Origin of the sequence: Lysinibacillus sphaericus, from assembly GCF_005217585.1 — a bacterium.
In the GTDB taxonomy this organism is placed as follows: domain Bacteria; phylum Bacillota; class Bacilli; order Bacillales_A; family Planococcaceae; genus Lysinibacillus; species Lysinibacillus sphaericus.
Genome location: NZ_SZPT01000002.1, coordinates 580346 through 595282, shown reverse-complemented (window position 1 = coordinate 595282; position 14937 = coordinate 580346). Strand labels below are relative to the sequence as shown.

The following is a 14937-nucleotide window of genomic DNA, read 5'->3' as shown; positions in this document are numbered from 1 at the left end:
GATGAAAGATGACATTACAATTACAGCATGTCACAAAAAAATATAAAGATTTTACAGCGGTTGATAATTTAAATTTCACTATTGAGAAAGGTGAAATTTTCGGGCTCATTGGTCAAAATGGGGCGGGCAAAACAACGACTTTTCGTATGATTTTAGATTTACAGGAAACAACTGCTGGTACGATATCATGGAATGGAAAGCCTGTCAATTCGATTAACCGAGATGTACTTGGTTATTTACCAGAGGAGCGTGGGATTTTTCCTACGATGAAAGTAGAGGACCAATTATACTTCTTTGGAGAACTGCGAGGCATGAAAAAAGCAGCGCTTAAAAAAGATATTGATTTTTGGATTAGTCGTTTTGAGTTAGAAGAGAAGCGTAAAGATAAAGCAGAAACACTATCAAAAGGCAACCAGCAAAAAGTACAGTTGATTGCAAGCTTTATTCATAAACCCCAATTTTTAATTTTAGATGAGCCTTTTAGTGGTCTTGACCCAGTCAATAAAGATTTACTAAAGGATGCTATTTTACTACTAAAAGAACAAGGTACAACTATTTTATTTTCAAGTCACCAAATGGATAATGTGGAAGAACTTTGTGATCATTTATGTTTACTAAAGCGGGGCGTATCTTTATTTTCTGGCAGTCTATTAGATTTAAAGAAACAATATGGGAAAACAAAGCTGTCTGTGCGTAGCAATTGGTCTACTACGGAATTACTTCAGCTCGAAGGTGTGAAAGATGTGCGTGTAGAAAAAGAGCAAACAGTGTTATTGCTTGAAGATGAACGTTTTGCAGAAAGTATTTTCCAACAGTTGTCAGCGGGCAAATATATTGAAAAATTTAGTTTAGATTATTTAACATTGGACGAAATCTTTAAAGATAAGGTAGGTGGTACTGTTGTCGAAGTTTAGTTTGTTAATGAAGCAATTATACAAATCAAAATTAAAATCCAAATCATTTATCTCAATGACCCTTCTATATGTAATTGCGATGTCCGTTGCTATTTTTTGGTCGGATATTAAGGAGCTTTTTACAGGCGATGATGAGGCGCAGCAAATTGCAATTGTTAATGATACGAGCGCAGATTTAAGCGGCATTTTTGTGTCCAATAGCGATATGACATTTATTCAGGATGAATCAAATATTAAAAAGTTGGAACAACAAGTCAAGGACGGGAAGCTCGCCGCACTTATTGAAGTAAGTGATCAGAACGGTCAATTGCATGCGGAAATTTCAACATTTCAACCGTTAAAACTAAATGATCAATCGACGATATCATCTTTATTGCAATATGCAGGTCAGCATTATGCTGTGCAAAAGCTATCTCTAACTTCAGAACAAGCGGCACAAATTATGGCAGCAAAAACGGTTATTTCAAATAAAAATTTAAATGCAGAATCTACTGGCGGAAAAAGCGAGGAAGAAAAGCAATCAGGGCTTTGGGTATCCTATGCTGTCGGTATTTTAATTTACTTCTTTATTTCTACTTTCCTATCAATGATTACAACTGAAATTGCTTCTGAAAAAGGCTCACGTGCGATGGAAATGCTATTAGTAAGTGTGAAACCAGCAACACATTTTAAAGCGAAAATTGCAGGTGTTTTGCTACTAGCTTTGACGCAAATGGGCATCATTGCAGTAGTTTTCCTTATCTATGCAAAATTCGCGAAAAACGGTGTGATTTGGGAAATGGCGACAAGCATTGTGAAGGAGCTATCAGTTGGCTATGTGTTATATGCGATGCTATTTTTAGTATTAACAATTATTTTATATTTAATAGTCGGTGCATTATTCGGCTCATTAGTATCGAAAGTAGAGGAAGCAGGTCAAGTATTGATGCCTGCAATGATGATTACATTAATCGGTTTCTATGTGATGCTTTCAGGTATTGGCAATCCAGATACAATTATTATTAAAGTATTCTCTTATATTCCGTTCACTTCTGGAATGGTGATGCCAATGCGTATTGGTGCAACGGATATTGGCATGATCGAACCATTACTGTCCCTTGGTATTTTATTGATGACGATTATTGTGGCTTATTTATTTAGCTTATCATTCTATAAACGCAGTGTCTTAACGTATAGCACAGGCGGCGTAATTCAAAAGTTTAAAACTGTTTTAAAAGTAACAACATAATGATGGAAAGCAGCTATTTACATGTAGCTGCTTTTTTAAATAATATAAAAAACGTTGATTTCCGTTCCATGCGCTCCCTTTTTTGCAAGCACGGCTCCAACTAATTTTTGCGGCGGACGCCACAAAAATGGATTTTCCACTCGTGCTGTTCCTGCTGGAGTGTCATGCTTTTCACTGCAATAATTTCCTTCTACACATAGAGTAAACGAGGGAACATTCATAAAAATACACCATATTTATTGTAGTCAGCAGTCTGATAGTTACTAGGATGTGACTATTTTCGACATCAATATACTAATTTTTAGAAAAGATGTAAGGTGAAATGAAGAATCAGTCGAATTTTTAGTTCAAACAAGCTATAATTTGGAGAGTAGTCATTTTGTTGAAGATGCGATAAGTGTCGCAATCTAACTTAACTTTCACGTAAACGCTTGAGATAGATGAAACTTTTTCATCTCGTAATCGTATGTAATAAAAGAGATAAATCGCAGGGGGTATTACTTATGTCTGAAATGAACAACGACTTGTTAAAATCAAAAGATCCATTCGCAACCGAAAATCCACTGCTACAACCTAACCCGTTGTTGCAGGCTGAATCAGTACAAACACCGACACTTATTTCTGAACAAGAGTTATCACAAATTGCACAAAATCAACTGGCTTTAAAGAAAGATCCTGAAGTGCATGCACTTGCGCAAAAAATTGATGTGAAAGACCAAATCGCCATGTTAGAGCTAGGCAAAGAAACAGCGAATGGTATTTCTACATTTTCAGATAAAATGTTGGCAACAATGAGAGCTAGCAAACTTGAAGAATCCAGTGTCTTATTAAATAATTTAAATAAAGTAATGGATAAATTTGACCCGCAAGATTTTGCGGAAGAGAAAAAAGGCGGCTTCCTGACAAAGCTGTTTAGTAAAGGTAAAGAACAATTAGAAAGATTTTTATCGAAATATGACAGCATGAATAAAGAAGTCGATGTCATTTACCGTGAAATTCAAAAATATGAAGTTGAAATGAAACGAAATACAATCGACCTAGAAAATTTATATGACCAAAATTTAAACTATTTCCAAACATTAAGTAAATTTATTGCAGCTATTGAAGTCAAGGCAGAAGAAGTACGTTCAGCCTTACCTATGTTAGAGCAAAAAGCGCAAACAGGTGACCAACTAGCAGCTATGGAATTTGAAACGATGCAACGTGCTGTAGAATTATTGGAACAACGACGTTATGACTTAGAAATGGCGCAGCAAGTATCATTCCAATCGGCACCGCAAATTCGTTTAATGCAACAAGGTAATAACCATTTAATCGGTAAAATCAACTCAGCCTTTGTTACAACAATTCCAATTTTTAAACAAGGTCTAATTCACGCTGTAACATTAAAGCGTCAAAAGCTAATTTCAGATTCTATGAGTGAGCTGGATCGTCGTACAAATGAAATGCTTGTTCGCAATGCTGAAAACATTAGTAAAAACAGCGTCAATATTGCCCGTGCCGCAGGTAGCCCAAGCATTAAAATTGAAACGATTGAAACAACATGGCAAACAATTATGGCAGGCATTCAAGAGACAAAACAAATTCAAGCAGAAACAGCAAGAAATCGCGAAGAAGGCCGTAAACGTATTGAAAAACTACAACTTGAATACGAAAAACTTAAAAAAATGTAATAATAAAACAGAAGACTGTAGACAAACTTGTACAAAATTCAAGTTTGCCTACAGTTTTTTATTAGCAATTTGAAAGATAACATAGTCCGGGATTTTAATAATTATACGATATAAAAAAACCTTTTAACTGAATTAATTAGCTTGGTTATAAAATTCTAATCCTTTAATTTGAGAATAATAGAGGTATGATTTTTCTTAATATTTTGTAAAGAAACGTATTGAAATGCTTATAGACATCTTGTTACCTTTATAATGCTTACTAAGAGGAGGGATAGTTGATGTATAAAATATTTCAAGATCGACTTGCTGATAAACAGCTTGTTGCTGCTATTAAAGAGCCAAAAGCGATTGAAGCTGCATTAAAGTATAAAGACAATATTAGTGCTGTTATTTTAATGATGGGCGATATATTAAATGTCAAACATTACGTACAACTTTTTCATGATGCAGGATTACCAGTAATTTTACACGTTGAAAAAATTGGGGGTTTACAGCTAGATCAATATGGCATTGATTTTGTGAGTAAAGTCGTTAAGCCATTTGCGATTGTTACAACAAAAGCAAATGTCATTAAGCGAGCGAAGCAACAGAAAATTTTTGTTATTCAACGTATTTTTCTAATAGATACAGAGGTGTACTATCAGCTTGAACAATCAATTCATCATACAGCAGCAGATATGATAGAAATTATGCCATGCCGAGCTCCAGATTTTATACATAAGTTAATTCAGGTGACAGATAAACCTATTATTACTGGAGGTCTATTAGATAAGGTTGAATATGCTGAAGCCGCATTAGCACATGGCGCAAATGCTGTCACAACATCGAATGTGAAATTGTGGAGAAAACCGATTAACAAAAGATAAATAATTAATTAATATTCTCGACATATTAACTTAATTATTTTCCATTATAGTAAGAATCATAAAGTAAATAGTAATAGGCGTATATCAGAGAGGCCGCAAATTGTCATTTTTTATTGACTTTTTGCGGTCTCTTTTTTATACCCTGTCATTCGAGGAGGAGAGAAAATGAAGTTATGGTCAAAAATCGGATTACTATTTTCTGCTATATTGATACTGGTAGCATGTGGAAATAGTGAAGAATCCAGCAGTTCAAAAAAAGATGGTAAAACAAAAATTGAGTATTGGCATGTAAATGCTGAAACACAAGGCGGACAAACAGTAGCAGAGTTAGTGGAAGAATTCAATGCTCAAAGCGACACAGTGGAAGTCGTAGCAAAGTATAACCCCGATTTATATAAAGGGTTAATGCAAAATTTACAAGCTGAAGTGGCTGCTGGTTCTACACCAGCAATTGTACAAATTGGTTGGGCATTCTTAGATTATTTCTCAAACAACTTTTCTTACGTAACACCCCAAGAGGTTATTAATGCACATTTTGAAGAAGATAAAACATTTTTAGAAGATAATTTTTTATCAAATATTATGGACTTAGCAAAAAATAGCGAAGGTTCTCAAGTAGGGATTCCATACTCATTAAGTACACCAGTTCTTTATATTAATCGCGACTTATTAAACGAAGCAGGCTTACCAACAACAGGTCCTACAACGTGGGAACAATTGGAAGAATATGCAAAAGTCATTTTAGATAAAACAGGTAAATACGGTTTCTATATGCAAGAACCTGCTGATAACTGGGCAACGCAAGCTTTATTAGAAAGCAATGGCGCGAAAATTATGACTGATGGAAAAGCAAGTTTTGCTTCTGAAAAAGGAATTAAGGCTTATTCATTATTAAGAGACATGGTAGTAGAGGATAAGACAGCTTTACATATCGGGTGGGACCAAGGTATACAAAGCTTTATTGATGGTAACGTAGCGATGCTTTATACAACTATTGCACAGCGTTCTAACATTCAAAACAATACCCAATTTGATGTAGCAGCTATTAAATCGCCTACTTGGGAAGGGAAAGAAGTAAAGTTACCTGCTGGTGGTGCCATGTTAACGATTACTGCACAAGAGGAACAACAACAAAAAGCAGCTTGGGAATTTATGAGATTCTTGTACAGTGTTGAATCAGTAGCAAAGTGGACAAAAGGTACAGGTTATGTACCAGCACGTGAGGGAGTAGCGGATGCAGAAAATGGGTTAAAGCCATTCTTAGCTGAAAATGAAATGATGAAAGCAGCAATCGATCAAATGTCAGGAGTTGTACCTTGGACCTCCTTTCCTGGAGATGCAGGTTTACAAGCAGAGCAATTATTATTAGACGTGCGAGATCAAATTCTTAGTGGTTCAGTAAGCGTTGAAGAAGGACTTACATCGACTGAAAATGCTATTAATGAATTGTTGAAATAAAGAAAAAAGACAGTGGATTGAAATTCCTTTACCTACCGACCTTATTGTGAAAGTGGTGACAACATGCAAGTAGTGACGTCAAGTTCAAAAAAGCGCTTTGTGCATAAGCAAAGCTTACTTGCTTATAGCTTATTACTCCCATCTGTAGCGATAATAGCAATGTTTATGTTTTGGCCGTTTCTTTATACGATTTATTTAAGTTTTTTTGATTGGAATATGATTAGTTTAACAAAAGATTTCGTTGGGTTGCAAAACTATATTGATGTTTTAAAAGATCCAATCACCTATAAAGTTTTATTAAACACAGCTTTATATATCTTCATCTTATTAGTCTTTAATTTTACAATTTCATACATTTTTGCTTATGTATTAAATTTTGTTGTTGGCAAAATGAAGGGTTTTTATAAAAGTGCCTTTTTCTTACCATCATTTATTTCATTAGTTGTTGGTTCTATTTTATTCACATGGTTGTTAAATCCTGTTTCAGGTCCCGTTGCGATTGTTATGGGGTGGATTGGATTTAGTATGCCAATTTGGAGTAAATCTGAAGGGTGGATCATTGTTGTTATAACTTTAATTACTTCTTGGAAAATTTTCGGTTATAACTTTATTTTACTATATGCTTCAATTAATGGTATTTCACGAGAAATTATTGAGGCGGCTCGACTAGACAATGTACCCTTATGGAAAATATTCTTTCATATTGTTGGACCTATGAGTAGTGCTACAGGTATTTATGTTTTCATCATTACAATTGTCCAAGGTTTACAGTTTTCGTTCACACCGATAAAAATCATTGCACAAGGTGGCCCAAACTATGCTAGTTCAAATGCGATTTATCACGCATATCATGAAGCATTCGTCTTATATCGTACTGGGCACTCCGCTGCACTATCAATATTAACAATGGCTATTTTCGTAGTGTTATTAATTGTTGAATTTAAATATGTAGAAAGAGGTATTTACTATGAAAATAAGTAAAAAAGTAACTATACCTTGGCATATTATTTTAATTTTCATTATATTTTTATTGATTTTTCCAATTATCTTTGCGGTTGGAACTTCATTTAAAACATTACAAGATGCGTATAATAATCCACTATCTATTTTTCCGACAAGTCCAACATTGGTGAACTATAAAGTATTCTTCGAAAGTTTACCAGCATTCAAAGTTACATTAAATACATTTATCATTGCATCGGTTGTAACAATTTTTAAAGTTATTACATCATTTCTTGCAGCGTATGCCTTTGTTTATTTTATTTTCAAAGGAAAAAATGTCTTGTATTTTATTTTAATTAGTACGATTTTTTTACCATTTACTGTAACAATGATTCCGAACTATTTAGTTATTTCAAAAATGGGCTTAGGAAACTCGATTTGGGGTGTTATTTTACCCCAACTGGCAGATGCCATGGGTATTTTCTTATTAACTCAAGCATTACGCTCAATTTCAATTTCTCTCATTGAAGTTGCACGTCTAGATAATATGAGTCATTGGCACATTATGAAAGATATTGTGCTGCCACTTGTAAAGCCTGCTGTAACATCAACAGGCATTTGGTTTTTTATAACATCATGGAATGAATATGTATGGCCAGTATTAATTTTAAAAAGTACAGAGAATTTTACACTGCCATTAGCACTTCAAATGTACATTAGCTCGGAAGGGGGTACGAACTTTACTGTTGCAATGGCAGTTTCTGTAATAACAATGATCCTTCCATTAGCATTATATTTAATATTCCAAAAATATATAATAGGGACATTTATATCATCGGGCATTAAATAGGAGTGGATAATATGAAAGAAATTCAATTTGAAGATGTCAAAAAAAACTATGGACAAACTGAAGTTGTAAAAGGGCTCAACTTGACAATTGAAAAAGGAGAACGTCTTATTCTATTAGGTCCTTCGGGTTGTGGGAAATCTACTACATTACGTTTGATTGCAGGGCTTGAGGATATTTCCTCCGGTAAACTTATTATGGATGGCAAAGTCGTCAATAATATTCCTAGCGGTAAGCGTAACGTTGCAATGGTTTTCCAAAATTATGCGCTTTACCCACATATGACTGTTAAACAAAATATTACTTATGCTCTTCGCATGAAGAAGATTCCGAAAAAAGAAATTGAATTACGCTTAGAGGATGCGTTAAAGATGCTTCAACTTAACGGCTTAGAAGAACGTTTGCCGAAAGATTTATCAGGTGGTCAACGCCAGCGTGTTGCATTAGCACGTGCTATTGTAAAGCGAGCTGACTACTTTTTATTAGATGAGCCTTTATCTAATTTAGATGCTCAGCTACGTGTATCTGCTAGAAAAGAGCTAGTAAACATTCATGAGAAATATAAACAAACTATTGTTTATGTGACGCACGACCAAATAGAAGCAATGACTGTTGGGCATCGTATTGCGCTTTTAAATGAAGGTGTTTTACAAATGCTTGATACACCTGAAAATGTGTATCATCATCCATCGAATATTTTTACAGCTAAGTTTATCGGTGCACCTCCGACTAATATTTTAACGATGAAGTATCAAGATGGGAATATTCACTTTGGTACGCAAAGTTTCTCACTATCCCCTGAGTGGGTAAAAAAAGTGTATGAAGCAGCATCAACACAATTAGTTTTCGGTATTCGGCCTGAACATATTGATTTATCGACAGAACCACAAGTACTACATGCAACAGTGAAATCCATTGAAAATTTAGGTGCAGAATACGCTGTCTATTTGACATTTAATAATGAAGAAATGATAGCATTAAGCTCACATAAAAACTGGCCTCTTAATCAGCAAGTATATGTTCGCTTTAAAATGGAACATATTCATTTATTTGATAAAGCTACAACGAACTCTATTGGCTACCCAATTGCATATAAAAACAAATCAATCACTTTAAACTAAGGGGGATATACAATGTTAGAGCAAATTTGTTTTTCAGACTTACCACTACTCACACACGATATTATTGGGAATGTAGAAAAATTAATCGCTGCTGGTGCAGAAGTTGTTGAATTGATGATGGATGGCGACAAATGGGGAGACATGGAAGGATTATTCCCTACATTGGCAAAAGAATTAAAGGCATTGCCGGTGCGCTACTCGATTCATCCACCTGCTTGGGATATTAATATTACGAGTGAAAATAAAGCTATTCGTGAAGCATCATTCCACGAATATCGTAAAGCAATCGAATTTGCTAGCATGATTAATGCGCAGCACGTTGTAATTCACCCAGGTTTTTGCTTTTGCTCACAATTTAATAAAGAATTAGGAAAAAAACGCGCGAAGCAATATATTCATGAGCTATGCGCTATTGCAAAACCATTAAATGTCTCACTAGCAATTGAAAATGTAGGTTATAACGGCACATCCTTATTTACAAAAGACGAGTTTGAGCACTTTTTAGACGATGTTGATGAAATAGCTGGATATTTAATTGATGTTGGACATGCCAATTTAAATGGTTGGGACATTACTTCAACAATCCTTAATGTAAAGGACCGTTTACTTGCGCTACACTTACATGACAACACAGCAACCAGTGATGATCATTTACCGATTGGTGAAGGAACGATTGACTGGTCCTCTATTTTCAACGTGATTGCACAAGAAAATATTGATTGTCAATTAATTTTAGAATATGCACCTGCTATAGACTTACAATTATTAGCAGATGGCAAAGCTTTAATTTTAAACGAATTAGCAAATCGTGCGAAAGTAGGCTAATACATTGAAGACTATCCAAACGTATGAAGCGTATTGTTTCGATTTAGATGGCACCATCTATGTGGGCGATAAAATTCTTCCTGGTGTAATTAATACTATTACACAATTACAGCAACTACGTAAGCATATCTGCTTTATTTCCAACTCACCAACACAAACACGTCAAGATGTAGTTGAAAAACTACGGAAATTCAACATTCATATAACGGCCGAACAAGTGATTACATCAGCTTATTTAACAGCTCAATATGTATTGGAACATTTGTCAACAAGCATTTCTTATATTGTCGGTGAAGCTGCTATTAATAAGGAGTTTCAAGATAAGCAGCTTCAAACAACAACTGAACCACTTCACGCTACGCATGTTATTATCGGCTTAGATCGCCAAATTACGTTTGACAAGCTAAATAATGCCATGATTGCTGTTCGTAATGGCGCGCAAATTATCGTTACAAATCCAGATCAAGCTTGTCCAGGGCCGAGTGGATTCCAAGTAGATACAATGGCAATTGCCAAAGCAGTTGAAGTTGCATCTGACAGTACAATTGAATTTATTGTTGGCAAGCCGTCTTCGTATTTTGCAGAGCATATCGTTCGCATGATAGACGTCAAAAGGGAGAAGTTATTAATTATTGGTGATCGAATTGAAACAGACATTTCACTCGGTAACCTAGCAGGATTTGATACTTGCTTTGTCTTAACGGGGGCTTCGACATTAGAACAACTAAAAGGCATCTCTTATAAGCCGAAGTTTATTATTAAAACAATGCATGAATTATATACTGCTTTAACAAGTTATTAAAAGAATGTAAAATTGTTTTTTTGAAATAGAAGAAGGAAGATTGACCGAAAAGAATAGTAATATACTATCTAAACTGTAATAAATAAGCTATGCCCAAGGAATAGTCGTTTAACTGATTTTTTTCAGCTAAACGGCTATTTTTTAGCTTCAAAACAAGTTTCAAAGCAAACTGAATGCACGGAAATCCCCTTAAAAACTCCCATTCCGATGAAATTTTTCATTTATTTCACAGTTATTTTCAACTTATTTCATATTTTTACCGTATCATGGTGAATTGAAAGGAGATTGGAAACAATGAAAAAACTAGTCGTTTTAGGAATGATTTTGTTAAGTATTCTCGCTATCAATTTTATAGACAATAAGCACGACCTGAATGCGGAGGCAGCTAAGTCTAGTTTAGAAAAGGATGTACCTAATAATACAAATTGTGCATTTTGTAATATGGTTGTGTACCAAAAAAAAGACAAAATGGGTGTTTTTTCAGGACAGGCTATAAAGAAGAAAGGGAAGGTAGTTTATTACGACGACATTGGGTGCCTTTTATATGATGAAGTAAAAAATAAAGCAACTTATAAAAAGTATGTTCGTGATTTCAATACACTAAAGTGGGTGCAAGCTGAAAAGGCGACGTATGTTAGAACTACGCTAGCATCCCCAATGGACGATGGGTTTATCTGTTTTGCAAAAGCATCTGATGCAAAGGCCTATGTTGCCAAACATTCAGATACAGAAATTGTTTCGTTTAAAACCGTACAAAAAGAGAGCATTGAAAAATATCAATAGGTTATAGAAAAGAGCTTAATTGTGAAAGGAACATATTAAAAATGAAAAAAATTTTACGCCTCGGATTGCTTATATGTGTTATGGTAATAGCGTTTTTAACTGGTAATCAACATTCAACTGCCCTTGCAGCGATGACTGATGTGCAAGTGATTAAAGATGGAGAAGTCGTTTATTATAAAGATGTGTTTTCAGCATTATATGATGAATTAAATGAAGGGGTAACACGCACGAAAAATGTAAAGGATTATAGTACAAAAAGATGGGTTCCGTTAGATTCGGTTACAATCGTTAAATTAAATGCATTAAAAAATATTTATTTCGCAAAAGAAGTAGCGGCAGATAATTATATTAAGGCTTATAAAGAGAAAAATAATAGTACTTTGAAAAAAGTTAAATTCAGTACGATTCAAGCGAGTGCTGAGGAAAAATATAATAAAGAAGCACCTAGCCTTGTATTGAATGTAAGTAAAACAACACCGACGACGACAGATGTGACAGTGAATGTAGCTGTTACAGATAATGAGAAAGTAATCTTGAAACAGTGGGCAAAGGGTACAAAGCCAGCAAATCAATTTTCAGAAACCGATACAACATTCACAGAGAACGCATTTACAGTAAGTGAAAATGGAACGTATACGGTTTTTGCTATAGACAATAATGGGAACAAAAGAACGAAATCCATAACAATCACAAATATTGATAAAGCGGCACCAACCATTACATTGTCAATCCCTGAAAGCGATGTAACAGCGGTTAGTAAAAAAATACAAGTTCTTACCACAGATGATAATGAAATCCAAAATCAGAAATGGGCTTATGGAGATAAAGACGTCGAATACTTTATAGATAAAGGTTCAAAAATTGCCACTTTGCAAAATGAAAAGCAAAAAGATAAAATTATTGCGCTGAAAAATGGCGTTTATACAGTATATGCAGAAGATAAATTAGGCAATAAAGCAGTAAAAACAATTACGATCGATGGCATTTCTGAATTTACAGAAGTAACACAAACGGGGGTTCATTGTGAAGTTTGCCGTATGGATCTACATAATACTGATCCAAATAAAGTGTACGCTGCCAAAGCAATTGACCAAGAAGGATATCCGCATTACTTTTGTCGAATTGGATGTATGTACCATCAAGAACATTCAAATGGTTTAGCATTTACGAATAAATATGTTCGAGATTATGGCGCAACAGCACCACGCACAAATAACTGGATTGATGTTGAAAAGGCGATAACGGTAAAATTTAATAGTAGCGAAACAGCTAAAGGCATTATGGGATGGAAACTATTCCACTTCTCTGATTTATCAAGTGCAGCAAACTACTTAGGTATGAGCAAAGAACATGTAGTGGCTGAAAAATTAGAAAATATTATGGAATATACGAAAACGAATAATAAGGGCATGAATTATCAATATGAGGTTGATAAAATAGCGCCGTAATATACGTTTGTCATTGAGACTAAATAGAAAGCGAAAACTCCAATATCGTATTTGTTGTTGAGACAAATCACGATAGGAGTTTTCGCTTTGTGTGATTATATGTAGCCATCTATTATCCTTATTTACATTGGAGGTATTACTTTTTGTGGTTAAAAATATGATTTCCATCATAATTATTATCACTTTAATAATCATTGTTGCTATTAATGTGAAAAAGCCGATCGATGAAAAAGAAACAATGAAAACAGAAGAAACAGCGCAAACTGAAACCAGTGCTCCGCATGCAACAGAGGATACGCAAAATCAAGTAGAGTATAGAGCACCCGATTTTGAGTTGCAAACGTTAAAAGGTGAAACAGTCCACTTATCCGATTATGTAGGTAAAAAGGTATTTTTAAATTTTTGGGCAACGTGGTGTCCACCGTGTCAAGAAGAAGTGCCACATATGCAAAAGATTTACGAAGAATATCAAAATCAAGGGGTAGAAATTTTAGCAGTGAACGTAACAAATAAAGATAAGGGAAAAGAAGTGGTTGCTCAATTTGTGAAGGAACATGGTTTAACTTTTGACATTATGTTAGATGAAGAAGGGTTTGTAGGAAGTAAATATCAAGTTATTACGCTGCCAACGACTTATATAATTGATACAAAAGGAAACATGGTAAATATCATTGAAGGGCCAATGAATGAGGCATTAATGAAAGAATTGATTAATACGACTAAATAATTACATTTGACGAAGAGCATGTGCTCTAATATTCTGCGCTACTTATAACGAGTAGCGTATTTTTATTTAAATACAGCACAATAATTGCGCTGCTATCAGTTTTTTAGACAGATGGACATCAGATAGCAGCGCATCGGCTTATTTCGTTACATTGGCATTTAAGTGTTTACAACTGTGCGTTATGTCCATCCATTCGCATGATGAAAATCGTTAAACGTGATAGGCGCGAGCGACGTAGTAGGCCAATGAGCCACTTTTTGAATTACAACGAATGCTTAATTTAATACCATCTTTTTCGGTTTCCCAAAACTGTTTATTATTTTGAGCCGTTAATTCAGCAGCTTCTTGTGCATTTTTATCAAAGGCACAAAAACAGTTATTGTCAGTATACAAGGAGCTTAAAGGACATTCTACTCCAAAAGTAAATTGAGTGTCTGTAAGTCCATACTTCATTGTAAAGCCATATTGTGTGCCATATAAAGCGCTGTCTAGTTTTTGACTGCCAATAAATCCTGCTGTTACAAACTTACGATCTGGGAATATAACCGCATTGTTAATTGTTTCTGTGAGATATGTGGGTTTTCCATGCACATTAAAATCGTTAGCAAATACAAGTGGTTTGTCCAATTCATTAATTAATAGTATAAGTGCATTTGCGGGCTTCTCCATAAAATAAATAAGTGGAATAATAATGGCAATAATCACAAGACAAACGACAGCAATAACTACTGCTACGGTAGTAGATGTAAGGGCTGCAAGAGCAATGTAAGCTTCAATGATTTCCCCTCCGCCTGCAATCGCTAGTGCTGCTGTAGTGGATTCTACGCCAATGCCTAATATACCTGTGACAATCATTTGTGCGGCTACATGTTCTATTTGATCATTCTCCATGCCCTTTAATCGTTGAAGACCATCAAGCAAAGCTTGAATTCGGTATTTAATATCATCACCTGTTGCATTAATTAGGTTTTCATATTCTTCTTGTGTTAACGCAATGGGGGACTTAGGATTCCTACTGTCTGATATATTGGTTGCCTTTATAGCTGTTGCTAATGCTTTTTTTCTTTCTTCAATAAAAGAATTATGCAAACTAATTATTTGTTCTTGAGAAGTAGCTTGATTTAACAAGGTAGCATATTCAGGGAATAATGATTGAAATCCCTGCTTTAGCTTGACATCAATATTATCTGCATCGTACATCGTCTTGTAAAACCTCCTTTAGAAGTGGGATGAGGATAAATGAATCTCACTGTAGTATGTATGGCATTTCAAATGTTATACAAAGATAATAGGTTTTACAAAA

The 14937-nt window shown here is 34.7% G+C and carries 15 protein-coding genes; 13 read left to right on the top strand and 2 right to left on the bottom strand.

All coding sequences use genetic code 11. The annotated features are described in order from the left end of the window. Positions 1-8: 8 nt before the first annotated feature. Together FC748_RS08520 and FC748_RS08515 are read left to right on the top strand one after the other, a co-directional pair. Positions 9-914: an ABC transporter ATP-binding protein gene (locus tag FC748_RS08520; protein WP_024363512.1), complete on the top strand. Its 906-nt coding sequence runs from the start codon at positions 9-11 to the stop codon at positions 912-914. After that, positions 892-2142 (top strand): ABC transporter permease, encoded by a 1251-nt coding sequence (locus FC748_RS08515; RefSeq protein WP_244311198.1) that lies wholly within the window; start codon positions 892-894, stop codon positions 2140-2142. Before FC748_RS08520 ends, FC748_RS08515 begins: the two co-directional genes overlap by 23 nt. Positions 2143-2177: 35 nt before the next feature. Here the strand turns inward: FC748_RS08515 and FC748_RS08510 are convergent, their stop codons facing one another. Further along, complete coding sequence (locus FC748_RS08510; protein ID WP_108030548.1) at positions 2178-2363, bottom strand: hypothetical protein; 186 nt, start codon at positions 2361-2363, stop codon at positions 2178-2180. Between the two features lie 282 nt (positions 2364-2645). On the opposite strand from FC748_RS08510, the gene FC748_RS08505 reads away from it, so the two are divergent. From FC748_RS08505 to FC748_RS08455, 11 genes are all read left to right on the top strand, one after another. Beyond that, positions 2646-3815, top strand: a complete 1170-nt coding sequence (locus FC748_RS08505) for a toxic anion resistance protein (RefSeq protein ID WP_024363515.1) — start codon at positions 2646-2648, stop codon at positions 3813-3815. Between the two features lie 278 nt (positions 3816-4093). Further along, positions 4094-4681, top strand: coding sequence for a glycerol-3-phosphate responsive antiterminator (locus tag FC748_RS08500; RefSeq protein WP_108030549.1), 588 nt, complete (start codon positions 4094-4096; stop codon positions 4679-4681). 165 nt (positions 4682-4846) lie between these two features. Beyond that, entirely contained in the window at positions 4847-6139 is a 1293-nt protein-coding gene (locus FC748_RS08495; protein WP_108030550.1) for an ABC transporter substrate-binding protein, read from the top strand. 63 nt (positions 6140-6202) lie between these two features. After that, positions 6203-7120: a carbohydrate ABC transporter permease gene (locus tag FC748_RS08490; RefSeq protein ID WP_024363518.1), complete on the top strand. Its 918-nt coding sequence runs from the start codon at positions 6203-6205 to the stop codon at positions 7118-7120. After that, positions 7107-7931 (top strand): carbohydrate ABC transporter permease, encoded by an 825-nt coding sequence (locus tag FC748_RS08485; RefSeq protein ID WP_024363519.1) that lies wholly within the window; start codon positions 7107-7109, stop codon positions 7929-7931. Before FC748_RS08490 ends, FC748_RS08485 begins: the two co-directional genes overlap by 14 nt. A gap of 11 nt (positions 7932-7942) precedes the next feature. Then, the gene (locus FC748_RS08480) at positions 7943-9049 is read left to right on the top strand and encodes an ABC transporter ATP-binding protein (RefSeq protein WP_024363520.1); all 1107 of its coding nucleotides are present in this window, start codon (positions 7943-7945) and stop codon (positions 9047-9049) included. Positions 9050-9061: 12 nt separating this feature from the next. Next, positions 9062-9874, top strand: coding sequence for a sugar phosphate isomerase/epimerase family protein (locus tag FC748_RS08475; protein ID WP_024363521.1), 813 nt, complete (start codon positions 9062-9064; stop codon positions 9872-9874). Between the two features lie 4 nt (positions 9875-9878). Then, on the top strand, positions 9879-10676 hold the full coding sequence (locus tag FC748_RS08470; RefSeq protein ID WP_024363522.1) for an HAD-IIA family hydrolase: 798 nt from the start codon (positions 9879-9881) through the stop codon (positions 10674-10676). A gap of 294 nt (positions 10677-10970) precedes the next feature. Next, complete coding sequence (locus FC748_RS08465; RefSeq protein WP_024363523.1) at positions 10971-11459, top strand: nitrous oxide reductase accessory protein NosL; 489 nt, start codon at positions 10971-10973, stop codon at positions 11457-11459. Positions 11460-11500: 41 nt separating this feature from the next. Beyond that, the gene (locus FC748_RS08460) at positions 11501-12907 is read left to right on the top strand and encodes a nitrous oxide reductase accessory protein NosL (protein WP_108030551.1); all 1407 of its coding nucleotides are present in this window, start codon (positions 11501-11503) and stop codon (positions 12905-12907) included. Between the two features lie 145 nt (positions 12908-13052). After that, positions 13053-13634, top strand: a complete 582-nt coding sequence (locus FC748_RS08455; RefSeq protein ID WP_167492658.1) for a redoxin domain-containing protein — start codon at positions 13053-13055, stop codon at positions 13632-13634. Positions 13635-13844: 210 nt separating this feature from the next. Here FC748_RS08455 and FC748_RS08450 read toward each other — a convergent pair whose 3' ends face one another. Then, positions 13845-14834: a hypothetical protein gene (locus FC748_RS08450; protein ID WP_108030553.1), complete on the bottom strand. Its 990-nt coding sequence runs from the start codon at positions 14832-14834 to the stop codon at positions 13845-13847. Positions 14835-14937: the final 103 nt, after the last annotated feature.